Origin of the sequence: Mucilaginibacter gossypiicola (genome assembly GCF_900110105.1) — a bacterium.
Lineage (GTDB): Bacteria > Bacteroidota > Bacteroidia > Sphingobacteriales > Sphingobacteriaceae > Mucilaginibacter > Mucilaginibacter gossypiicola.
In genome coordinates this window covers 1-22,917 of record NZ_FOCL01000008.1, presented here as the reverse complement: position 1 = coordinate 22,917, position 22,917 = coordinate 1, and the positions used below count along the sequence as shown (strand labels likewise).

General features: G+C 42.3%; 19 protein-coding genes and 1 tRNA gene. 10 read left to right on the top strand and 10 right to left on the bottom strand.

Features of this window, described 5'->3' with window-relative positions; all coding sequences use genetic code 11:
• Nucleotides 1-72: 72 nt before the first annotated feature.
• Nucleotides 73-645, top strand: coding sequence for a nicotinate (nicotinamide) nucleotide adenylyltransferase (nadD, locus tag BMX50_RS23330; protein ID WP_091216099.1), 573 nt, complete (start codon nt 73-75; stop codon nt 643-645).
• A gap of 290 nt (nt 646-935) precedes the next feature.
• Here the strand turns inward: nadD and BMX50_RS23325 are convergent, their stop codons facing one another.
• The 4 genes from BMX50_RS23325 to BMX50_RS23310 form a co-directional block, all read right to left on the bottom strand.
• A complete protein-coding gene (locus BMX50_RS23325) occupies nt 936-1,397 on the bottom strand; it encodes a MaoC family dehydratase (RefSeq protein WP_091214942.1) in 462 nt (153 codons plus the stop codon).
• Between the two features lie 62 nt (nt 1,398-1,459).
• Nucleotides 1,460-3,076 carry an ATP-dependent DNA ligase gene (locus tag BMX50_RS23320; RefSeq protein WP_091214939.1) on the bottom strand — a complete coding sequence of 539 codons (1,617 nt, stop codon included), beginning with the start codon at nt 3,074-3,076 and terminating at the stop codon, nt 1,460-1,462.
• A complete protein-coding gene (locus tag BMX50_RS23315) occupies nt 3,073-4,158 on the bottom strand; it encodes a ligase-associated DNA damage response exonuclease (protein WP_091214936.1) in 1,086 nt (361 codons plus the stop codon). Before BMX50_RS23315 ends, BMX50_RS23320 begins: the two co-directional genes overlap by 4 nt.
• 208 nt (nt 4,159-4,366) lie before the next feature.
• The gene (locus BMX50_RS23310; protein ID WP_091214933.1) at nt 4,367-5,269 is read right to left on the bottom strand and encodes a S66 peptidase family protein; all 903 of its coding nucleotides are present in this window, start codon (nt 5,267-5,269) and stop codon (nt 4,367-4,369) included.
• Between the two features lie 138 nt (nt 5,270-5,407).
• On the opposite strand from BMX50_RS23310, the gene metG reads away from it, so the two are divergent.
• Both metG and BMX50_RS23300 read left to right on the top strand, forming a co-directional pair.
• Nucleotides 5,408-7,480, top strand: a complete 2,073-nt coding sequence (metG, locus tag BMX50_RS23305; protein WP_091214928.1) for a methionine--tRNA ligase — start codon at nt 5,408-5,410, stop codon at nt 7,478-7,480.
• Between the two features lie 136 nt (nt 7,481-7,616).
• Nucleotides 7,617-7,688, top strand: a tRNA-Arg gene (locus tag BMX50_RS23300).
• Between the two features lie 83 nt (nt 7,689-7,771).
• Here BMX50_RS23300 and BMX50_RS34770 read toward each other — a convergent pair.
• Nucleotides 7,772-9,028, bottom strand: coding sequence for a protein NO VEIN domain-containing protein (locus BMX50_RS34770; RefSeq protein WP_208864783.1), 1,257 nt, complete (start codon nt 9,026-9,028; stop codon nt 7,772-7,774).
• Between the two features lie 482 nt (nt 9,029-9,510).
• On the opposite strand from BMX50_RS34770, the gene BMX50_RS23290 reads away from it, so the two are divergent.
• Nucleotides 9,511-10,314: a hypothetical protein gene (locus tag BMX50_RS23290; protein WP_091214924.1), complete on the top strand. Its 804-nt coding sequence runs from the start codon at nt 9,511-9,513 to the stop codon at nt 10,312-10,314.
• A gap of 98 nt (nt 10,315-10,412) precedes the next feature.
• On the opposite strand, the gene BMX50_RS23285 is transcribed toward BMX50_RS23290, so the two are convergent.
• A complete protein-coding gene (locus BMX50_RS23285; RefSeq protein WP_091214920.1) occupies nt 10,413-12,047 on the bottom strand; it encodes an ABC-F family ATP-binding cassette domain-containing protein in 1,635 nt (544 codons plus the stop codon).
• Between the two features lie 166 nt (nt 12,048-12,213).
• Between BMX50_RS23285 and BMX50_RS23280 the strand changes: the two genes are divergently transcribed.
• The 4 genes from BMX50_RS23280 to BMX50_RS23265 all read left to right on the top strand — a co-directional run bounded on the left by BMX50_RS23280 (nt 12,214) and on the right by BMX50_RS23265 (nt 15,552).
• A complete protein-coding gene (locus tag BMX50_RS23280) occupies nt 12,214-12,555 on the top strand; it encodes a zinc ribbon domain-containing protein YjdM (protein ID WP_091214916.1) in 342 nt (113 codons plus the stop codon).
• A 155-nt stretch (nt 12,556-12,710) separates the two neighbouring features.
• A complete protein-coding gene (gene map / locus BMX50_RS23275; protein WP_091214913.1) occupies nt 12,711-13,475 on the top strand; it encodes a type I methionyl aminopeptidase in 765 nt (254 codons plus the stop codon).
• Nucleotides 13,476-13,822: 347 nt separating this feature from the next.
• Nucleotides 13,823-14,863 (top strand): methyltransferase, encoded by a 1,041-nt coding sequence (locus BMX50_RS23270; RefSeq protein WP_091214909.1) that lies wholly within the window; start codon nt 13,823-13,825, stop codon nt 14,861-14,863.
• 65 nt (nt 14,864-14,928) lie between these two features.
• Nucleotides 14,929-15,552: a class I SAM-dependent methyltransferase gene (locus tag BMX50_RS23265; RefSeq protein ID WP_091214905.1), complete on the top strand. Its 624-nt coding sequence runs from the start codon at nt 14,929-14,931 to the stop codon at nt 15,550-15,552.
• 467 nt (nt 15,553-16,019) lie between these two features.
• Here the strand turns inward: BMX50_RS23265 and BMX50_RS23255 are convergent, their stop codons facing one another.
• The 4 genes from BMX50_RS23255 to BMX50_RS23240 are packed head-to-tail and all read right to left on the bottom strand — an operon-like array spanning nt 16,020 to nt 19,271.
• Nucleotides 16,020-16,367 carry a bleomycin resistance protein gene (locus tag BMX50_RS23255; protein ID WP_091214898.1) on the bottom strand — a complete coding sequence of 116 codons (348 nt, stop codon included), beginning with the start codon at nt 16,365-16,367 and terminating at the stop codon, nt 16,020-16,022.
• A 49-nt stretch (nt 16,368-16,416) separates the two neighbouring features.
• Nucleotides 16,417-17,286: an AraC family transcriptional regulator gene (locus tag BMX50_RS23250; protein WP_091214894.1), complete on the bottom strand. Its 870-nt coding sequence runs from the start codon at nt 17,284-17,286 to the stop codon at nt 16,417-16,419.
• A gap of 41 nt (nt 17,287-17,327) precedes the next feature.
• Complete coding sequence (locus tag BMX50_RS23245; protein WP_091214888.1) at nt 17,328-18,428, bottom strand: glycoside hydrolase family 2 TIM barrel-domain containing protein; 1,101 nt, start codon at nt 18,426-18,428, stop codon at nt 17,328-17,330.
• A 24-nt stretch (nt 18,429-18,452) separates the two neighbouring features.
• Nucleotides 18,453-19,271, bottom strand: a complete 819-nt coding sequence (locus BMX50_RS23240; RefSeq protein ID WP_091214883.1) for a phytanoyl-CoA dioxygenase family protein — start codon at nt 19,269-19,271, stop codon at nt 18,453-18,455.
• A 218-nt stretch (nt 19,272-19,489) separates the two neighbouring features.
• Between BMX50_RS23240 and BMX50_RS23235 the strand changes: the two genes are divergently transcribed.
• Together BMX50_RS23235 and BMX50_RS23230 are read left to right on the top strand one after the other, a co-directional pair.
• Nucleotides 19,490-21,832, top strand: a complete 2,343-nt coding sequence (locus tag BMX50_RS23235; RefSeq protein WP_091214880.1) for a glycoside hydrolase family 127 protein — start codon at nt 19,490-19,492, stop codon at nt 21,830-21,832.
• 82 nt (nt 21,833-21,914) lie between these two features.
• Nucleotides 21,915-22,529 carry a DUF1349 domain-containing protein gene (locus tag BMX50_RS23230; protein ID WP_091216091.1) on the top strand — a complete coding sequence of 205 codons (615 nt, stop codon included), beginning with the start codon at nt 21,915-21,917 and terminating at the stop codon, nt 22,527-22,529.
• The last annotated feature ends 388 nt before the right edge of the window (nt 22,530-22,917 follow it).

Sequence of the window (22,917 nt, the reverse complement as noted above, 5' to 3'; positions counted from 1 at the left end):
TGTACACCGGGACATTTTAATCTACAAAACTTTTAATTTCCCCGCCAGGTGGCGGAGGTTAGGGGGCACCGCATGAAAATAGGCTTACTGTTTGGTTCGTTTAATCCTATACATATAGGGCATTTGATTATTGCTAATTACATGGCAAACCATACCTCACTTGATAAGGTGTGGCTGGTTGTATCGCCCCAAAATCCTTTTAAAAAATATGGCGACCTGATCAACACTTATGACAGGTTGGAGATGGCCCGATTAGCTACAGATAACGCAACCAACATTACCGTAAGCGATGTGGAGCTAAAGCTGCCTCAACCATCGTATACCATTGATACCCTTGCCCATTTAAAGGAAAAATATCCGGAACATGAGTTTGCCCTTATTATGGGCTCTGATAACCTCGGCACCCTGCATAAGTGGAAAAACTATAAGCTTATCCTGCGCGATTATCGCATTTATGTATACCCGCGTCCCGGCTATGAAAATGCCGAACTGGCCGATCACCCCTCAGTTACCATCACCATGACACCGCTCATGGAGCTATCGGCAACGTTCATCCGCAAGTCCATCGCCGAAAAAAAGAATGTGCAATATTTTGTACCCGACCCGGTGTTGAAATTTATTGAGAATAAGAGTTTGTACAGGTAGTTAGCGCACCTTATCAATAAAATATCCCCTGCGCCCGTGTCCCCACGGGCGCTTTTTTTTACATGCAAGCTGACCGTGAGGACACCGTCAACGGGGAAGAATTTGTAAAGGCAGTTACAAAAAACGTCATTGCGAGATACGAAGCAATCGCGAACTATACAGGGCGGACCTGCTAATCTGGGAATGCTTCGTACCCCGCAATGACGCGTTTATAAGAATATTCTCACAGACGCTTTTTTGTGTACAAGTTGACCGTGAGGACACGGCCAACGGGGAATATTTGTTATATCTTATCCAATAAAATGATATAAAAACACAACATCGCCGCTAAAGGCTGGTTTACGCTGATCTTTTATTTCCATTTCGATGCTCATAGTAGCTTTGATCACACCACGAAGATTAAGCAAACCAGCCAGCTTTACTTTTAACCGCACTTCATTATCAACCAATACCGGCTGGGCAAAACGCAGGTTTTCGATACCGTAATTAATTTCCATTTTCAGGTTTTCGATCTTTACGATCTCTTTCCATAAATGAGGGATGAGCGAAAGTGTTAGATAGCCGTGTGCTATGGTAGATTTAAAAGGGCTTTCTGTTTTGGCCCTTTCAGGGTCGGTATGGATCCACTGGTGATCAAGCGTAGCATCGGCAAATTTGTTGATCTGCTCCTGCGTAATGGTGTGCCATGATGAAACGCCAAGGTCGTTACCTACCTGTTGTTCAAACTCCTGAAAGTTACTGATTACAATCATATTGGTTTATTAATAGTTAGGGTCTTTAATATAGAAGCCGCAAAGGTATTAAATTATGCCGCTTATTCGCCCAGTAAAGCCTTTAAGCTATCGAGGGTATCGGCCTCTTCTTTAGGTTTATCATGCCGCCACCGCAATATCCTCGGGAAACGTAAGGCAATGCCCGATTTATGCCGGGTTGATTTATTGATTCCCTCAAAACCTATCTCAAATACCAGTTCGGGTTTTACGGTGCGTACCGGACCAAATTTTTCGATAGTGTTGCGCTTGATGAAATAATCAACCTTGTTGATCTCTGCATCGGTAAGACCGGAATAAGCCTTAGCAAAAGGCACCAGTTTATCACCATCCCAAACGGCAAAGGTATAATCGGTATACAGATCGGCCCGGCGACCGTGACCTTTCTGGGCGTAGATCATTACGGCATCAACCGATAGTGGGTCTATCTTCCATTTCCACCAATCGCCTCGCTTACGGCCAACCTGATAAGCAGCACTTTTACGTTTAAGCATAATACCCTCGGCTATCATGGCGCGCGATTGCTCCCTGATATTGCCAAGCTGCTCCCAGGTTTCAAACTGAATGAGTGATGAAATACGGAATACTTCCGGGTATTGCGTTTCTGACTGCAACCGTTCTAAAACCTCCCGCCTTTCTGCCTGGGTTTTATAGCGGATGTCTTCGCCATTATATTCAAGACAATCATAGGAGATAACGGCAACCGGGCTTTCCTCCAAAATCTTTTTACTTAGATTTTTGCGGCCAATACGGGTTTGCAGCACATTAAAAGGCAGAGGTTGTCCATTTTGGAAACTGAGGATCTCGCCGTCAATCACCGTACCATCGGGCAGGGCATTCAGGAAAGGGTGTAACTCGGGAAATTTTTCGGTAGCCAGGTCTTCTCCCCTGCTCCAGATAAATATTTCACCACCACGCTTTATCATCTGCGCACGGATGCCGTCCCACTTCCATTCAGCCTGCCAATCGGCGGCATCACCGAGGGCGATCCCTACTTCGGCAGGTGTTTTTTGCTTTTCGGAAGTTTCCTGGATAGGGTAAGCTAAAAAAAATGGATAAGGCCGGGAGATATTGGCCTCGGCATCCTGTTCCTCCATCAACTGTGAAAACTGGTAAGTTTCGGGCAGCCAGCTTCCCATAACACGGTGGGTTAGTACTGCAGGTTCCAGTCCGGAGATATCCGCCAGCGCTTTGATCACCAAATTTTGCGAAACCCCAACCCTGAAACTGCCGGTGAGCAGTTTGTTAAATACAAAGCGCTCCTGGCTATCCAGCATAGCCCATGATTCCATCAGCCATTCCTTTTTTTGCTCTTCGGTTTTATCCTGAAGGGCATTGATCTCAGCTATCCATTCGGTAAGGGTTTTGCTGCTGCTCGCATTACTTTGCGGCATCAGCAAAGCCATGGTTTCGGCCAGGTCACCTACTACGTGATAGCTTTCCTCAAACAACCAGGCCGGAATATGCGATGCTTCAACGGCCCAGTTACGAACAAGCGTTGAATTGATCTGCCGCTTTGGCCGCCGCCCGGTAAAGAGGGCAAGCATGTGCATCTTATCGGTATCCGGCACGGTGTTAAAATAGTCTTTTAATACTTTAACCTTTTCGTTGGTTTTGTTGGTTTCATCAAGCGAGAGAAAAAGTTGGGCGAAAGCTTTCATGACACACCTCCTAAATTCTCCCCGAGGGGGAGGACTTTCTTTTCTGATTCTCCGGCGTTGGAAGCCTCCCCCTCGGGGAGGTTGGAGGGGTCTTCTTCTCCACCATATAATGTATGCACCTCCCTGGCGTTAAAGCCAATCTCATTTAAATATCTCGAAAAAGTGGCAGTATATCCGTGAGTGAGATAAACACATTCGCAGCCTGTGGCATCTATAGCGCTGATGAGACCGTCCCAATCGGCATGGTCAGAGAGCACGAATCCCCTATCTGCAGCACGACGGCGTTTAGCGCCTCGAATAGCCATCCACCCCGAGCAATAACCAAAACTATAAGGCTGAAATTTCCGCATCCATGCTGTACCTACCGACGATGGCGGCGCGATAATAATGCCTTTTCTTACTTCTTCTTTCAGACTCTCTTGTGTGATCCTTTCAGTTGGGTTTAGTAACACACCATTGCGGCGCAAAGCTTCATTGGTATTTTCGATAACACCGTGGGTATAAACCTTGCCGTTAAACAGATCGAGGTTTTGCAATATCCGCTGGGCTTTTCCCAACGAATAACCTACAATTACTGTTGCCAGTCCGTTTTCAATGTTATTATGCCACCAGTTATTGATCTCATTAAAAGTTTGCACCTGTGGTTTCCATTGATACACCGGCATCCCGAAAGTACATTCTGAAATAAAATGGTGGCATTTAACCGGTTCAAAAGGCGTGGAAATGCCGTCGTTTTCTACCTTGTAATCACCGGATACCACCCAAACCTCGCCCTTATATTCAACCCGGATCTGTGCAGAACCAATTACATGGCCTGCCGGATATAATGATATGCTTACTCCATTCTTTAGCACGGTTTCACCATACTCAACAGTTTGCAGGTTGATTTCACCAAGGCGATATAGCAATACCTCGCGTGAGAGGTGGTGTGCTAAATAATGTTTATGTCCCCAATAAGCATGATCGGCATGCGCATGGGTTATCACAGCGTCATCAACCGGCTTCCAGGGATCGATATAAAACTTGCCCTGCGCACAGTAAATCCCTCTATCAGTAAATTCAAGCAGCGGTTTTTTAGCCATGATGTATAAACTACTGATAAGCAAATTGGTTTGGCCCCCGGCCCCTTAAAGGGGCGCAATGTAAACACAAAGGTGAGGGCATGTGCGATTCCCCTCTTGAGAGGGGCGAAGGGGTGTGTTTCTGCTTTGATATTCTAATAGCATAAACACACCCCTGCAGCCGCACTTTCAATCGCACCCCCTCTCAAGAGGGAATTTAAAGGCTTCTTTATTTAAACCACAACCTCGCCTGCTTCTCATCAACCTGCAATCCTACCTCTCGCCCGAGCACCATGCTATTATTATCCGGGATATGCCCTGCCGGGAAATCGAAACATACCGGATAATTATATCCTTTAACAATGTCCATTACAATTTGCGAAACAGTTTGACCGAATGGTATATCGTTATCTTTGATATCGGTAAAGCCGCCTACTACCAGGCCTGTGAGCTTTTTTAGTTTACCGGCCCTATCAAGCATCCGCAGCATCCGGTCTACCGAATACAGGTACTCGCCAACATCCTCTATAAACAGAATTTTTCCTGCATAGTCCAAATCAGATACTGAACCCGCCGATGCTACCAGAAGGGATAAATTACCGCCAACTATCAGGCCTGTAGCTTCACCGGGTTTATTAGTATCATGCGTGGTAAATTCATAGCTTAACTCTTCGCCAAACAAAGCCCGCCTTAAAGTATCTATCGAATGTTTGGATGCGTCGGGAATGTTAACCGGCATTTGCCCGTGAATGGTTTGCGCCCCATAATTAGTAAAAAGATGGGTATGCAATAGGGTTATATCGCTAAAGCCTATAAGCCATTTGGGATTTTGTGCAAAACGACTGAAATCAACCTTGTCAATCATCCTCACGGTTCCGTAGCCGCCACGAGCGGCAATGATGGCCTTGATGCTATCATCATCAATAAAGCGTTGCATATCGGCTGCCCTGAAATCATCGTCACCGGCAAACTGATGAAATGAAGCATCTACGGTGTCGCCCAACACCACTTCCAGGTCCCAACTTTGTAGTAGTTCCACGGCGTCAGTCATTGGGTTAGGTAGTTTTTTTGCAGGGCAGGTGATGGCTATTTTGTCGCCTTTTTTGAGGTATGGGGGTTGAGTTTGAACCATGATTTTAAAGATTGAACGATTACCTTGATAATAAGAGACAAAAAATCAGGAAATCCTTGAATCATGAGCATCATGGTTCAGATATTTTTCCCACTTAAATCAACTATCTTTGCACACTATTTACCAAGGCGATACTTAATGTCACAACTCAACAAATATAAACGATTCACCATTACATCGGCCCTGCCTTATGCCAACGGCCCCTTACATATTGGTCACCTTGCGGGCGCTTATCTCCCAGCAGATATTTTTGTGCGGTATTTAAGGCTAAAGAAGAAAGATGTAGTGTATATATGCGGCTCGGATGAGCATGGCGCGGCCATTACCATCAAAGCCAAAAAAGAAGATACTACCCCGCAAGCTATCATCGATAAATATCACAAGCAAATAAAAGAGAGTTTTGAAGAGTTTGGGATTGCTTTTGATATTTATCACCGTACCTCGTCGCCCATTCATCATGAGCTAAGCCAGGAGTTTTTCCTGAACCTGTATGAGAAAGACGAGTTTGTTGAGAAATTCTCCGATCAGTATTTTGACGAGGATTATCAGCAGTTTTTGGCCGACCGCTATATCATCGGTACCTGCCCTAACTGCGGCAATGAAAATGCCTACGGCGACCAATGCGAGCGCTGTGGCACTTCCCTTAGTCCAACCGACCTGATCAACCCGATATCAACCCTGAGTGGCAAAACGCCAGTGCTTAAATCAACTAAGCATTGGTACCTGCCTTTGGATAAATACCAGCCATGGCTGGAGCAGTGGATAGATGCCAAAGAAGGCAGCTGGAAAGTTAACGTTTTTGGCCAGTGTAAATCATGGCTAAAATCGGGCCTGCAACCACGCTCTATGACCCGCGATCTTGACTGGGGTATCGACGTACCGCTGGCCGAGGCCAAAGGCAAAAAGCTGTACGTGTGGATGGATGCTCCTATCGGCTATATATCTGCCACCAAACAATGGGCCATTGACAATAATAAAGACTGGAAATTATACTGGAAAAAACAAGCCGACGAGCAGGATGATGCTTGTCTGCTGCATTTTATCGGCAAGGACAATATCGTTTTCCACTGTATTATTTTCCCATCCATATTGCATGCGCATGGCGAATATATTTTGCCTCAAAACGTGCCGGCAAACGAGTTTTTGAATTTAGAAGGTGATAAACTATCAACCTCACGTAACCACGCTGTTTGGCTGCATGAATACCTGGAAGAATTCCCGGGTAAACAGGATGAGTTGCGCTATGTGCTTACATCAATCCTGCCTGAAACCAGCGACAGCGAATTTACCTGGAAAGATTACCAGGCCCGTGTAAATAACGAGCTGGTGGCCATCCTTGGTAACTTTGTGAACCGGGTAATGATATTGATGCACAAATTTTACGATGGTAAAATTGAGGCAGATACCGACAAGATAGAATTTACCGACGAAAGCCTGAGCAACGGCATCGGCGAATATTATGATGAGATAGAGAAAAACCTTGAGGCTTACCGTTACCGTCAAGCTTTGCAGGCTGTAATGGATATGGCCCGCCTGGGTAACCGCTATCTTACCGAAAAAGAGCCATGGAAAACCATTAAAACAGATCCTGCCGCTGCTAAAGAAGCGCTGCATAACTGTTTGGTATTAATCGGCCATCTGGCTACAGCGGCGCAGGCATTTTTACCGGCTACAGCTAAAAAGATCATCACCATGCTTAACCTGCCTAATGAGCCGATAGCTTATGATCAGGAAATGTATTTCAACAATGGTCACCAGTTAAACCCGGCTGCGTTGTTGTTTGAAAAGGTAGAAGACGATGTGATTGAAGCCCAGCTTAAAAAATTATCGGATAAAAAAGCCGCAGCTGTTCCGCCAAAATCAGCCGATGTACAGCCAGCCAAGGAAAACGTTAATTACGAAACCTTTGCCACCATGGATATCCGCACCGGTACCATTTTAACTGCCGAAAAGGTTGCTAAAACCAAAAAGCTGCTGAAACTGACCATTGATACCGGCATTGACGAGCGTACGGTAGTATCGGGTATTGCTGAATATTACGAGCCGGAAAACATCATCGGCCAAAAAGTAAGCATCCTGGTAAACCTGGAGCCAAGAGAGATCAAAGGCATTGTATCGCAAGGCATGATCCTGATGGCCGAAAACAGCGAAGGCAAGCTAAGCTTTGTTGCCCCAACCGAAGATTTCCACAACGGCGCGGTGATTAGGTAGATGTGCAGATTTCAAATGTGCAGATGTGCAAATGAAGCCTGTTTTAAATTTTGAATTTTAAGGTGTGATTTTTCATTGAAAAATTGCACCTTTGCAAACTAAATAAAGGATCGGCCTTTTGAGGCTGATTTTAAATGGTCCCGTAGTTCAACGGATAGAATAGGAGTTTCCTAAACTCTAGATATGAGTTCGATTCTCGTCGGGACCACTACTTTCACCAAAATCCGCGAAATTCATCGTAATTTTGCGGATTTATTTTTTACAAGCTTTCTTTATCCTGCTCTTTTAATCTCATTGGCTTTTTGTATTAATTACAACCCGATAAGAAATTGGCGTCTTTTTTACTAAAGCATTTTCTGGGTGAAAAGGATTGGGAATTCGCCAAACTTTCGGGGTAGTAGATAATATATCATAAACCATATAAACCCAGTAATTTTTTAACTCTGTGGCTTTTTGTAATTCATTATAGGAAAGGAAAAAGTTTGCTTGGCCTGATTTTGATTTGGTAGCTTTGACTTCAATATACCTCTCTAAACCATTTTCATCGAATGAAAGTATATCATAACCCATGTAATCAAATTTTGCCTTTTTAACTCGTTTTGCAAGTTTCGGAAAAAGCTTTAGCCTTTCTCTTTCCATTTGTAGAACAAGGTGTTCCCCTCTGTCTCCTAATTGTTTGTCTCTTTTGCGTTTACCTTCATAGTCTGGATTTTCCGACTCTTGTTTAACAGATTTATTAACATTAGGTGTATTTTCGTCTGTAGCAATTTCATAATCTATAAATACAGGGGTAGGGTTAATAGGAAAAACAGGTGGTTTAAAGTCTTTCAATGGATCGGTTGGTACTTCTACATTTTCGCGTGGGGGACGCCCAGGATAGACCGTATATAAAAAGTGAGAAAAGATATCAACCGACCATGATTTCATAACAGAATCTTGGTTTTTATAATCTACTAAGACCTCTCGCTTTAATACAGGATCGGACCAAATTAACTCTTTAGTATCAATATTTAGTTGAGTTAAAAAGTATTCCAAATGGTCGTCAGAAAAAACATTCAAATATCTTTCGGGATAATAGGTTGAAAGTATTTTCCCCTTAAACATTGGTGAAATGGGACTCTTGATAATTTCATCTAAATTTTCATCATTTCCATCAACAATTAATTTAACGATAGCATTTTTGACATTTTCAAAAGCTTCTCGATAGGTATTTCCGAACTTCTTGGTATGGCGATATTTATATTCAGAATCAGATTTTGTTCTGCCAAAATAGACACCAAACTTGAATGCGTTAGCGCCAATTGTTCGACCGAGTTTATCTAATTCTCTTTCTATAGTATAACAAAAATTATATCCATCATCTGGAAGATTATTTCCTAAGGCATATGTATCCAATGACATCGTCCTTATTCTCCGCAAGGTATAATAATTTACAAATGCCTGTCTTAAATCATGCAATTGCCTTCTGCCATCTTCTATCAATGGAATTTGATCTTCAAAAAATAATTGTGCTTCTCTAAGGTCTCTGTTAATTTCAATTTGCGGCATATTGATTGTGAATGATAATGGTATCAGCAAATTACTTAGAATTTATAGTTATTTATTACTTGTTAATTAATTATTACGTTATTAGGTGTAGTTTTAACTTATGGTCGATGTTATCATAAGCACCATATTTATTTCTACGAACCCGCTATACAATACAAATCGGCCATAAAGGGTTCGAGTTTTGTAATCTAAGCACCACATTTTAAACCAAAAGCCTTTAGACGGAAGTCTGAAGGCTTTTGGCCTATTTGGCCTTTAAAGTAGTTCGGCGGTAAACACTGCCGCCCAATTAATGGATCATTCCCCGCCAGTGTCATGGTTTAAATCATCGATTGCAAAAACCGTCTTTGTAGTCGCTCCGTTACTAAACCAGTTTCTTATCGCTTCAAACCTCACCAAAACGGCGTAGCGTTATTTTTAATAAAGGACATGAAAAGCTATATCTTCGTATAAAAACTTAATCCATTGTATTTCGACCATTTATGATTAAAGACTTCTTCAATTATTTAAAAAGCAATCCCGCTGTTACCCTTACCGTGTTTAGTGGTTTGATGTATTTTTTTTGTTTTCAATTTGAAATGGGTTATTGCTTTTATTTTGATATACCAATAAGTTTTATTGATGTTCAAGTCAATACTGTTTTGAAGTTCTCAATATACACTCTGCTAGCATTAAGCTTGATGCCGTTGGCAGTTAATAGTTTCATTTTAAGTTTTCCTCTGTTAACCGACGATAAAATGAAAAAAATGCTAATTCAAATTTTCGGGTTTGGCTTGATACTATCATTATTTTTGATGTTGAACACGAATGTTTCGATAAAAGTATATTTAGTGATATGGTCGATTACCGGATTATTATTAGCATTTGGTATAATTATAAGTATAATCGACGTGATCAGAGTAAAAAGGGCTATTAAAAAATTAAAATCTATTGAACCAGAAATATCCCAAACTGATTTAAAAAACAAATTGCATGAAAAATTTAAGTTAGATATCGTAAGACCTCAAAAACCTTTTACAGATAGAATCATCGAAGATTTAATTTTATACGTTGCTGCTTCATTCATATTTGCTCTTATAGGATATGGCGTAGCATCAAAAAAAGAATCGTTTGAAGTATTTACATCAAATAATTCAAGGGTTATAATTACCAAATATGGCGATAACATAATTTGCAAAAGCTATAATGCTAAAACGAAAAAAATTGGAGATACAATTACCGTGATAAAATTTGGGTACAACAAAGACCTCGTACTAAAAGAAATTAACATCAATACTCAAAAATGAGTTTTCAAGACATAATGAGCTTGGGTAACATGCTTGATTTCATCTGAATGATTAAAGTCATATCTTTCATCCGGCTATGAAAAATATTGCACTAATTTTTACCCCTGCTCAATCTGCTTCAAGCTATCCATCTTTTTATAGGCCAAAAATCCTTTAATATCCTCAAAATGTTCGCGGACGCGTTTATTGCCAAACTCGAATACTTTTTGTACCAGTCCGTCAAGGAAATCACGGTCGTGAGACACCAGGATCAGCGTTCCGTCGAAATCTCTTAGGGCATCTTTGATAATATCCTTGGTCCTCATGTCCAAATGGTTGGTTGGCTCATCCAGGATCAGTACGTTTACGGGCTCCAGCAGCAGTTTAATCATGGCTAAACGCGTTTTCTCGCCACCCGAAAGTACCTTTACCTTTTTGGTGGTATCGTCGCCGCTGAACATAAACGCACCCAAAAGATCTTTGATCTTTACAGTGCCGTCACTCAATGGGATTTGGTCGATGGTATCAAATACTGTTAAATTCTCGTCTAACAAGGCCGCTTGGTTTTGGGCAAAGTATCCGATCTTGGCATTATGGCCTACTTTTAAAGATCCTTCAAAATCTATCTCGCCCATGATGGCTTTGATCATGGTCGACTTGCCTTCACCGTTTTTACCAACAAAAGCCACTTTTTCGCCTCGTTCAATCACCATGGCTGCGTTCTTAAATACAACATGATCACCGTAGATTTTTGTAAGGTCTTCAACCATTACCGGGTATTGGCCCGAACGTGGCGACGGTGGAAATTTCAATCGCAATGCCGAAGTATCCACTTCGTCGATCTCGATAACCTCGAGCTTTTCGAGCATTTTCACGCGGGATTGTACCTGTAAGGTTTTAGAATATGTACCTCTGAACCTGTCAATAAATTCCTGGTTATCGGCAATAAAACGTTGTTGTTCTTCGTAGGCTTTGAGTTGATGTACCCGGCGGTCGGCACGCAACTGGAGGTAGTGGGTGTATTTGGCTTTATAATCATAAATCCTGCCCATGGTAACCTCTATTGTACGGTTGGTGATGTTATCAACAAAAGTACGGTCGTGAGAGATAACCATAACGGCCTTTGCCGAGTTCACCAAAAAATCTTCCAGCCATTGTATACTCTCAATATCCATGTGGTTGGTAGGCTCGTCCAGCAAGATCAAATCCGGTTTTTTCAACAGAATTTTAGCCAACTCGATACGCATGCGCCAGCCACCAGAAAATTCGGAAGTTTGGCGGGTGAAATCTTTACGCTCAAAACCCAAACCCTTCAGTACCTTTTCAACCTCTGCATCATAATTCACCTCTTCCTGCGAGTAAACTTTTTCGCTCAGCTCCGATACCCGTTCAATCAGCTTCATGTAGTCGTCACTGTCGTAATCGGTGCGGATGTTGAGCTGTTCATTCACTTCATCCAGCTCTTTCTGCATTTGATTGGCCTCGTCAAAAGCTTTCATCGTTTCCTCAAAAACGGTAACGTTATCCTGGGTGAGCAAATGTTGCGGCAAATAGGCTATTACCGCGTCTTTGGGGCCGGTTACATTGCCGGTAGTAGGCTTGGAAGCGCCGGCGATGATCTTGAGGATGGTTGACTTGCCTGCGCCATTCTTGCCCATCAGGGCTATTTTATCATTCTCGTTTATAGAGAAAGTTACATCGCTAAATAAGGTGGTTCCGCCAAAAGAAACGGAAATGTTATTGACATTAATCACTGTATGGATATATTGAATTTTGCGCAAAGATAAGTGAAAGACACAGAATTACGGCAGAAGGATATAAACACTTGAATGCTATCAAACGAAACCTTTTGCGGTATGGCATCGCTTAATTTTGGCGCTATCCGGTTCTTTTTTTAGTTTTACTCCGTAAAGTTTTAATATGACAGAGCTATCTCCTTGCCCAATATGCAAATCTACCTTCACGTATGAAATGAACGGCTTACTGGCCTGCCCGGAATGCGGCCATGAGTGGGCACCCGAAGAAGAAGACAATAGCGCGGGCGATCAATTTGTTGTGAAAGATAGCAACGGCAATATTTTGCAAAACGGCGATGCTGTTGTAATTATAAAAAATCTTCCGGTAAAAGGCTCGCCCCAGGGTATTAAAGCCGGAACTAAAGTCAAAAATATTCGCCTGGTAGATAGCGACCATAACATCGACTGCAAGATCGATGGATTTGGTGCCATGGCGCTTAAATCTGAGTTTGTAAAAAAAGCATAAACCCGATTGCTTTTGCGTGCGACGAAACTTCAACTTTAATCAATATTATTTAACTCAAGCTTTATTTGCCGGGGCTCTGATGTCATAAACTGACATTCAGAGAACGCTATCCAGTGCATTAATTGCTAATTTTGCAGCACATAAAAAATTAGCAGATGTCTATATCCACCGAAAACGAGAGAATTGGTATGCAGGAAGCCAGTGATGCTGTAGCCATTACGCTTAAGAAGATGCGGGAATATGCCAAACCAGGGATCTCCACTAAAGAGCTTGACGACTACGGCGGCGAATTGCTGACGCAGTTAGGCGCGCGTTCTGCACCTTTGTTAACCTACAATTTTCCGGGGTTTACCTGTATCAGCGTTAATGAAGAAGCTGCTCATGGCATCCCATCGGCCGATAAAATCCTTAAAGAGGGCGATTTGGTAAACATCGATGTATCTGCAGAGCTAAATGGCTTTTGGGCCGATAACGGTGGTTCTTTTGTATTAGGGCAGGATATTCACGGCCATGGCAAACTGGTAGAAGCGTCAAAAGAGATCTTAAAAAAAGCGATCAGCAATATCAAAGGCGGTGTCAGGATTTCGGAGATTGGCAGATTAATCGAAACCGAAGCCAAAAAAGCCGGCTACGCCGTTATAAAAAACCTCACCGGCCATGGCGTTGGCCGTAGCCTGCATGAAGAGCCTCATGAGATTGCCAATTTCTGCGACAGATATAACACCGCCCGTTTTAAAAAGAACTCGGTGGTAGCTATAGAGACGTTTATCTCAACACGATCAACAATTGCCGAAACACAAGCCGACGGCTGGACGCTGCTTGGTAATAAAGGTGGCTTTGTGGCACAACACGAACATACCATTATGGTAACAGGTGGCCAACCGGTGATATTCACTGCACAGAATGGTATTTGGGATTAATCATCGGCTAATATAACGGCACTCACATAACACGCTTCCTGCTTAAATAATTAAACAAAACATTCGTTGAACTTTTTTGATAAAGCCTTTAGATTAAATTTCTAAGGGCTTTTCAATTTTAGAGTTCGCCGGGCATGAAAACAAAAAAACATGCATTAGAAAGCTTTCGCAACAATCCTACCCCGAGAAAAAGCCTGAAATGAGCCTCCGGAAGCTAATTCAATCACAGGCATAAATTCCTTTCATCTTAAATTAAATCCCTGTAAATTAGATAACTAATTTTACCTACCCAGGTAAAAACAACCTTCCGTCCACACCAATTTTTTAAACCTGTAATTACTAAAAAAATGGAACAGCAACCTAACCAACCATCGCCAGAAAACATCATGAAAATTGGCACAGGCTTTTGGGCTTCAAAAATTCTGTTAACCGCCGTAAGTTTTCAGTTATTCACCAAGCTTGCCGAAAAGGCTACGATGAGTGCAAAAGATGTTAAAGAAGTTTTAAAACTTAATTGTACCGACAGGAATGTTTATGATTTTTTAGATGCCTTAACCGTGTTTGGATTTTTAAAGCGCGACGGAATCCTTGATACAGCTATTTACTCAAACACCATTGATACAGATACATTTTTAGATAAAAACAAGCCATCGTATATCGGGGGCATCCTCGAAATGATGAACAACCGTTTGTACGCCTTTTGGGGGAGCCTAGGCGAGGGATTGCTTACCGGTCTGCCGCAAAACGAAGCTAAAAGGAGCGAGGATTTTTTTGGTTTGATATACCGGGATCCTGAAAAACTAAAAGAATTTACCAATGCCATGAGCGGCATCCAGATGGGTAATTTTATGGCCTTTGCTCAAAAGTTTGATTTCACAAAGTATAAAACGCTGGTTGATGTGGGTGGTTCGGCAGGGTTGCTTTCCATAATGGTAGCCAAACATAATCCACACATGCATTGCACCAGTTTTGACCTGCCGCCGGTCGAACCTATTGCAAACGCTACCATACAACAATTCGGGCTATCTGACAGGGTAAAAACAGCAAGCGGCGACTTCTTCAGCATGCCAATACCCAATGCTGATGTTGTTGTAATGGGTAATATCCTGCATGACTGGAACGAAGAAAATAAAATAGCCTTAATGAAAAAAGCCTATGGCGCCCTCCCCGCGGGAGGAGCATTCGTTGCTATTGAGGGGATTATAGATGATGAAAGAAAGCAAAATGTTTTTGGTATGATGATGAGTTTGAATATGCTTATTGAAACAGGGACTGGCTTTGATTATACATTTGCCGACTTTAACAGGTGGGCCGATATCGCAGGATTTCAATCAACAATGCTTCTGCCATTAACCGGACCTTCGAGTGCGGCAATTGCTTACAAATAAAACAGCAACAATACTAATGCAACAATATTGCAATTGCTTAATTTAGCAGCAAACATAATGGTGCAATGGATAATAATATTGAAAAAACGGAATTTTGGGAAAAAAGCTTTATTGAAAAGCAGGAGATGTGGGGCTTTGAACCATCGAAATCGGCAGTAATTACAAAAGACCTTTTCGTTGAAAAATCAATAAAAAATGTCCTTATCCCTGGTATTGGCTACGGGCGGAATGCCCAGATTTTCAAAGATGTCGGAATTACCGTAACCGGGATTGAAATATCAAAAACAGCCATTGAAATGGCAAAGAAACATTACGGAACTGATATGACTATCTACCATGGATCCGTAACTGACATGCCATTTGATCAAATTCAGTACGATGGCATATTTTGCTATGCTTTAATCCATTTACTGGATAATACCGAACGGAAGAAACTGATAGCCGATTGCTATAATCAACTATCTGATAATGGTTATATTGTTTTTACAGCAATTTCTAAAGATGCTCCAACCTACGGTATGGGCAAATTTATCAGCCAGGATCGTTACGAGATTTTTGAAGGAGTTAAGATGTTCTTTTATGACAGGGAATCTGTCAAGGCCGAATTTGGCGTAGCCGGTTTATTTGAGATTGTAGAAGTGACTGAAAATTTCCTCTTCTTTTTGATTAAATGCAGAAAGAGTAAGTAAAATAGATGGATAGCATTTTATGGCAATATCCCCCCAATAATCCACCTGATATAAAACCAGTTTAATAAGCTCTCGCCCCAATTCTCTTACAGAATTGCTGGCCTGCTTTAGCCCTTTGCCTTCCGCAATCTTCTCCTAAACCGTGATGCCAGGGATTCCAGATCGCGCTTTTGAATATCTTCGGGCTTATTAAATTGAGATAGAACAAGGGATTTGGACAGTTGAATAGTGCCGTTGGTAGTTTTTACGAGAACGTTATCTCCACGTTCCGAATGATTTTTATAATTCCCAATTTGAGGATCAATGCCCGCGAGGCGCATTAACAATTCAACTATAGCATAGAGCGGTAATGTGTTTTGCGACATACATTAGCTTGTGTTGTTTAACACTAAGTTAAGTATATTTTAACAAATATTAAATACCATACTTAAACACACTATTACTTAACATAACATTTACAAACCATCTCATTCTTTATAATCGGCAAAGTAAAAGATATTGCCATTGTTGTCAACAACCGCAAATTGACGTAATCCCCAGGGCATCATTCGTAACGGGCCGTTGGGATGGATTAGGCCCAATTGTTGATATTCATTATAAAGCTGCTCTATATCGGTTACATAAATATAACAACCCATGTTGCGGCAGGCTTCCGGTTCATTACAGGGAAATAAATGCACATTAATGCCATCACGGCTAAATATCATGTAGCCATTATGGCTATCACAAAAAGTAAAGCCCAATTTTTCGGTGTAGAAAGCTATTGTTTCAGCTTCATTAAGCGAAGCCAGTATTGGCGTTGAAAGTTTAAACACTATAGTGAGGTTTGATTAATACAGCCTCAATTTACAAAATCAGCCGATATCAGCCAATGATTGCCAAACGATGTTTCCGGTACCCCAAAGGACTTTTGCCGGTAGCCAATTTAAATATTTTGTGAAATGAGGCCACGTCACTAAAGCCCGAATCGAAACTGATTTGGGTAACGTTTTTATCTGTTGATATCAGTTGCTGCATGGCATATTGCAACCTGTAATAGGTTATAGCTGAGGTGAGCGTTTTTCCGGTTGTTTTTTTATAAAACTTGCAGAAAGCATTTTTGGTCATGCTACCTATTTCGGCTACTTCATCAAGTGTAATTTTGCTCCTGAAATTATCAATAATGAAACTTTGCACAAGCTTTAACCGCTGATGCTCTATCCCCTGCGGACTGTAAATCACAGGTTCGGCATTTAAATATTGGTACGAAGCATGATCCGTTAAACGATCAAGTATTTCCAATACAAGGATGAGCTTCTTAAATGAATCCTCCGTTTTAACTACAGCCATCATCAAATTAATGATGGCTGTAGTGTTTGTTCCGCTAAAATGGATACCATGAAAACTTTTATTGAGCAGCTGCACCACTTTCCAAGCCGACTGGTTCTCAAAAAAATTCGACCCTAAAAAATCGATGTTAAACTGGATCACTACCGATTTCGCGTTAATCTTCTCATTATGCAGCGTCGTTTTCCAGCAATGGGGCACATTGCTTCCGATCAACACCAGGTCACCCTGCTGATAAGCCGACATATTGTTGCCTACAAACCTGTTACCTTCCCCTTTAAGGATAGCCGTTAGCTCATATTCAGGATGAAAATGATATGGCGATTCAAACTCGTGCTGCTCAAATAGCCTGGCCAGAAACGTGTTTTTATCATGGCTGTTTAAAGCTTCTAAAGTAGGCTTGATCATCGGCGCCGGGTAATTTTGATATACAAAGAAACCAAATTATCCTATTGGTGCTGATGCTCACTGATATATTCAGCGCTTTTTGATCTGTCGATAAACAATTTCAACGAGTCAATTTCAGCGGCTTTGTACGGTTTAAAGTCGCCACTGTAAAGGTCATGCTGCCACAGTTTTTGCTCCGGATCGCCGGGACGATGGCCCCATGGTAAATTAGTTTGTGTTTTACCATTAACCAATCCCCAAAGGTTACAACCTACCTTGTATTGGTAAAACACCGGAATAATTTCGCTCACTGTTGATTTCCATGGGCGGTTCATCCATTCGGTATTGATCATTGGGCGGTTGTATTTTTTAAGGTCTTCAATGGTTTTAGTTACATGTTGCTTGTCGCCGTAGTCATGAAACGTGATGAGATCAACGTTTTCGGTAATGATGCTGTTTAACCGCGGATTTTGGTCAAAAATGCCGATAGTAAGTGGCTGTGACGGATTTACGGCCCTTGCCCAGGCAATAGTTTTCTTTAACAACGGGAAGGTAGCCGAACCTAAACCGCCATTGGTGGGCTCATTATACAGGTCCCACATTAAAATGCGTTTATCATTTTTAAACCTTGTGATCACCTCAGTTACATATTTTTTAAGCTTTGGGTGCGTAGCAGGATCAACCACCATGCTATGCCCCGGGCTTGGCGACCACGCCCATGCATACCAGCCTATCAAAGGCTCGGGTTGTTTACCTGTTTTAGGATCATTGGTAATACCAAACGAACAATCATCAAACAAAGCCGGGATAAACTTGATATGGTGTTTGTCGCAAATCGCCATAAACCTGTCTAACGTGTTTATAAAATATTTCGGATCATCGGCATACACAGCATATTGCAATACAGCCCTTAAGGAGTTCATGCCCGATTTATCAGCCACCGCCAGTTCTTTATCAATAGCCGCCTCGTTAAAAGTTGTTTTATCCCACATTGCGGTGTAATTGATGGCATAGGCAGGGATATAATTAAAGCCGCAATACCAGGGCTGCTCGTTATACCAACTCCAAATACGGGCTTCCGACCAGCGTTTATCCTGATTTTGCGCAAAGCAGTTTGAAATACAAACGATTAATATTACCAGTAAAAAAATCTTTCTTATCATATCAAAAAATGGCGATCAGGTTTATCAGTAAGCTAAAGGGTTTAAGTTTGATTTGGCAGGTGCGCCGGCGTTTAAGCCACCAAGCCATCGGTGACGGTCGTTTTCCTGGTGTTTATTTTGAGGTTGGGTTACATGAGCGCCATCTGCATAATAAATAATGGTCATCACCTCGCGGGTAGTATCTGCCGAACTGTTGCCCGGCGCGTTATGCAGTGTCCATCCGTAATGCCATGTAGCATCGCCGGCCTGCATAGTTTCGGCACGGGTTATGGGATAGTTTTTTTCCCTGATGTATTTTTGCAGCGATGTTTCAGACTCGTCCGAGATCGGGATGTTTTCAGCAAAACCATCCCGGTGCGATCCTGATGCAAAAGTCAGCATCCCAAGCTCAACGTCAATATCCATCAGCGGCATCCACATGGTAACCGTATTATTAGTATCAAGGGGCCAGTAGTACTGGTCCTGGTGCCATGGCGTAAACCCGCCGCCAGCCTCTTTAAACAAAGCCTGGTCATGATAAATGCGCACATGATCAACACCTAACAAATCGGCAGCAATTTTTGCAAAGCGTTTGGCGAGGGTAAATTCCCGTACCTGCTCATCAACCTCCCACAGGTTCATGATCTGCAGGAAAGCTTTTCCATAAGTATCCCTGTCCTGCATGGCACGGGTTTCGGTATTATAGCGGTTTACCGCGTTGCCAATAACATTACGGTAGTGTGCCACTTCATCGGGCTGTAATATGTTTCTGATTAGCACATGCCCCTGCTGCCTGAAATCATTAATGAGTTCCGCACCCACATTAATAGTGCTGTTAAGCATCGGTTTTTCTGTCTGGATCATGGGAATAAATTAGGTTATAATTGGTTAGTGTAGCTGATGCAAGAATCAGCATGACAAAAAAAGCGGATTTAACACCCGTAGGATATGTTTAAATTATTCAATCAGTATTGAATATTATCCAATACTGATTTTCAATTGGTTTTTCAGGCTAATATCAATAACTATGTAGTGCAATTATAACCAACTATTTTTTTAACCCTCAAACGGTTAGGCAACAAATGAGAAAGATATATCAGGCTATAGCATCGGTAATGCTATACGGCTTAATGCCAAATACAGCATCGGCACAAACAGGCTTTGTAGTAAAAGATAAAATTGTCAAACAGGTAAGCCAGTTTAATTTGAGCGACGTACGATTACTTGATGGGCCCTTTAAACATGCTATGGAAAAAGACGGCGAATGGCTGCTTAGCCTGCAGCCCGATCGCTTTTTACACCGTTTCAGAGAAAATGCCGGACTAAAACCCAAGGCCGAAATTTATGGTGGTTGGGAGTCGAGGGGCGTATCCGGGCATTCATTAGGGCATTACCTGTCGGCTTGTTCTATGATGTATGCCGCCTCCGGCGATGTAAGGTTCAAAGAAAAAACCGATTACATAGTTACCGAACTTGCCGAGTGCCAAAGGGTACGCAAAACTGGCTACATAGGCGCTATCCCCGGTGAAGATAAACTTTTTGACGAGATAGCCGCCGGCGATATCCGTTCGCCGGGCTTTGACCTTAATGGCGCCTGGGTGCCGTGGTATACCGAGCATAAAATACTGGCCGGTTTGGTAGATACTTATTTATATACAGGCAATCAGCAGGCAAAACAGGTAGCTATTAAATTTTGCGACTGGATAGACACCAAGTTTAAAAACCTTACCGAAGCGCAATTTCAATTGATGCTGGAATGTGAGCATGGAGGCATGAATGAAGCATTGGCTAACGTTTATGCCATCACGGGTAATAAAAAATATCTTGATCTTTCTTATCGTTTTCATCATAAACGCATCCTTGATCCGCTTGCGCAGCAGCAGGATGATCTTGCTGGTCTCCACGCTAATACCCAGATCCCTAAAATAATTGGCTGCGCCCGCCAGTACGAGCTTACCGGTAACCCGGCCGACCATGCCATTGCCGATTTCTTTTGGAATACTGTGGTAAACCATTACAGCTACGTTATCGGCGGCAACAGCGATCATGAACGTTTCAGCGATAAGCCCGACTATTTATCAGTTCATTTAAGCTCTACCACTACCGAAACCTGCAACAGCTACAATATGCTGAAGCTCACCGATCACCTGTTTGGCCTCGATCCGCAAGCTGCTTATATGGACTATTACGAACGTGTACTTTATAACCATATCCTGGCATCGCAAAATCCGGAAAACGGCATGGTGCTGTATTACCTCACACTGGCATCAGGTACGCAAAAGCAGTTTGGTACACCCGACGATTCGTTTTGGTGCTGTACCGGTACCGGGATGGAAAACCACAGTAAGTACGGTATGGATATTTACGATAAAGACAATAACGGAGGTTTATATCTTAACCTCTTTATCCCATCAACCTTAAACTGGAAAGAGAAAGGAATGCTGTGGACCATGGAAACCAGTTACCCCAAAAGCGGAACTATTAATTTCATCCTTACACAATCGGCCCGCAACCAGCAGATGCCATTGCATATCCGCTATCCTAAATGGGCAGTTAGCGGGGTACAACTATCTGTAAATGGAAAAGCAATTCCCGTGGCAGCAAAACCCGGGAGCTATATTACCGTTAACCGCACGTGGCAGAAGGGAGATAAAGTTAAATTGACTTATCCGATGAGCCTGTACACCGAAAGTATGCCTGATAATGCCAATATGAAAGCTTTCTTGTACGGCCCACTGGTTTTGGCCGGACAGTTGGGTACTGCGGATATTAAAAAACGTGATATCCCCGTGTTTGTGGCTTCTGACCCTGATTTAAAGCAATGGATTAAACCTGTTACCAACAAGCCAACTGTGTTTTATGCCAGCAACCATGGCAAACAGGTAATACTTGAACCGCTGTACAAAATTTATGATCAGAAACAGGCTGTTTACTGGGATTTTTTCAACAACGAGGAATGGAAATTAAAACAGCAGCAATTTGATGCCGAACGCAAAGCCGAGGACGAGTTGGCAGCTAATACGCTCGACCTCATGCGCATAGGTGAAATGCAACCCGAACGCGATCATAACTTTAAAGGCGAACGTACCAATACCGGCGAAGTTGACGGAACCCGCTGGCGCGACGCCACCGACGGCGGCTGGTTCTCTTTCCAGCTGGATACAAAGGGAGCTGCAACTGCCCAGTTGCAATGCCGGTATTTTGGCGCGGATGGCGAAGGCAGGGAGTTTGACATCCTGGTAGACGGGCAAAAGATAGCTACCGAGAAACTGGTTAAAAAAGCTGCACCTGTACTTTATTCGGTAAATTATACGATACCAGGGGCCTTGCTTGCAGGCAAGCAAAGTATCGTCGTAAAATTTCAGGCCTTACCGGGTAAAACAGCGGGCGGTATATTCGGATGCAGATTATTGAAGATGAAATAGAGTGATAAACGATTTATGACTTCAGCATAAAGAAAACTATTTAAGAGCTTGCTCCATGTGCTTTTATCATAAATTTACCGCCATGAAAAAATTAACCTTTTTAACCTTATTTGCCCTGCTCAGCAAATTTGGTTTAGCACAAAACTTAAACAGTATGCAGTGGTACAGTAAACCTCAAAAATCATCAATAGAAGGCAGTACGCTACACATGACCGTTGACCCGGCAACCGATTACTGGCGGGTAACGCATTACGGCTTCATCAGGGATAACGGCCCTTTTTACTTTACCGAACAGGAAGGCGATTTTGAGGCAAGCGTAAAAATTACCGGGGCCTATAAAGAATTGTTTCACCAGGCCGGTTTAATGGTGAGGATCGATAACAAAAACTGGATTAAAACCGGGATCGAATATGTTGACGGTGTTCAAAACGTAAGCGCTGTGGTTACCCGCGAAGTTTCGGACTGGTCGGTAGTGCCAAGGCATGACAGCCCTAAATCTGTTTGGCTGAAATTATTACGCAAAGGCGATTTTGTGGAGATCAAATACTCGTTCGATGGCGAAAAATATGATATGCTCCGCCTGGCTTATTTCCCGCCAAATGTAAAAGCGATGATAGGCATGGTAGCAGCTGCACCCGGCAAACAAAGCTTTTATGTTAAATTTGAAGATTTTAAAGTGGAGAAAGCGACGAAGTAGTAAGAAATCCCTTGCTAAACCTACCGTGTGTATCCATCTTTTTAATTTTACCATAAAAAAATGTCATTTCCTTTAGATTAGCTTCAACAGAATAATAGAGGTTATTATTATTGTTGAAGCTTTCTTTTTGCTTCTTTTTCTTTGTTAATAACCTGGAGTTTTGTGGAAAAAGTTAACAGCGGTAAAGGCGCATTATTGTCATTTCCAGGCGTAGAGGCCTATTCGTCGATTTACTCCTTTACCGCTTGTTTTAAACTATGGCATCAAATAGAAATTAGAGTTTACGAGGCTCATTAGTAAGGAATTGATGGTGTTTAAAACATGTTAACTGTTTACTAACATAAACAGGGTAAAGATATGGAATTTGAATTTTTCATTGGCATTGATG

What these genes read in the sequence shown, in the direction of transcription:
- metG (WP_091214928.1), top strand. Translation starts at nt 5,408, where the DNA reads ATGTCACAACTCAACAAATATAAACGATTCACCATTACATCGGCCCTG.
- BMX50_RS23250 (WP_091214894.1), bottom strand. Translation starts at nt 17,286, where the DNA reads ATGATCAAGCCTACTTTAGAAGCTTTAAACAGCCATGATAAAAACACG.
- BMX50_RS23290 (WP_091214924.1), top strand. Translation starts at nt 9,511, where the DNA reads ATGATTAAAGACTTCTTCAATTATTTAAAAAGCAATCCCGCTGTTACC.
- nadD (WP_091216099.1), top strand. Translation starts at nt 73, where the DNA reads ATGAAAATAGGCTTACTGTTTGGTTCGTTTAATCCTATACATATAGGG.
- BMX50_RS34770 (WP_208864783.1), bottom strand. Translation starts at nt 9,028, where the DNA reads ATGCCGCAAATTGAAATTAACAGAGACCTTAGAGAAGCACAATTATTT.
- map (WP_091214913.1), top strand. Translation starts at nt 12,711, where the DNA reads ATGTCTATATCCACCGAAAACGAGAGAATTGGTATGCAGGAAGCCAGT.
- BMX50_RS23320 (WP_091214939.1), bottom strand. Translation starts at nt 3,076, where the DNA reads ATGAAAGCTTTCGCCCAACTTTTTCTCTCGCTTGATGAAACCAACAAA.
- BMX50_RS23280 (WP_091214916.1), top strand. Translation starts at nt 12,214, where the DNA reads ATGACAGAGCTATCTCCTTGCCCAATATGCAAATCTACCTTCACGTAT.
- BMX50_RS23270 (WP_091214909.1), top strand. Translation starts at nt 13,823, where the DNA reads ATGGAACAGCAACCTAACCAACCATCGCCAGAAAACATCATGAAAATT.
- BMX50_RS23245 (WP_091214888.1), bottom strand. Translation starts at nt 18,428, where the DNA reads ATGATAAGAAAGATTTTTTTACTGGTAATATTAATCGTTTGTATTTCA.
- BMX50_RS23235 (WP_091214880.1), top strand. Translation starts at nt 19,490, where the DNA reads ATGAGAAAGATATATCAGGCTATAGCATCGGTAATGCTATACGGCTTA.
- BMX50_RS23240 (WP_091214883.1), bottom strand. Translation starts at nt 19,271, where the DNA reads ATGATCCAGACAGAAAAACCGATGCTTAACAGCACTATTAATGTGGGT.
- BMX50_RS23325 (WP_091214942.1), bottom strand. Translation starts at nt 1,397, where the DNA reads ATGATTGTAATCAGTAACTTTCAGGAGTTTGAACAACAGGTAGGTAAC.
- BMX50_RS23230 (WP_091216091.1), top strand. Translation starts at nt 21,915, where the DNA reads ATGAAAAAATTAACCTTTTTAACCTTATTTGCCCTGCTCAGCAAATTT.
- BMX50_RS23310 (WP_091214933.1), bottom strand. Translation starts at nt 5,269, where the DNA reads ATGGTTCAAACTCAACCCCCATACCTCAAAAAAGGCGACAAAATAGCC.
- BMX50_RS23315 (WP_091214936.1), bottom strand. Translation starts at nt 4,158, where the DNA reads ATGGCTAAAAAACCGCTGCTTGAATTTACTGATAGAGGGATTTACTGT.
- BMX50_RS23265 (WP_091214905.1), top strand. Translation starts at nt 14,929, where the DNA reads ATGGATAATAATATTGAAAAAACGGAATTTTGGGAAAAAAGCTTTATT.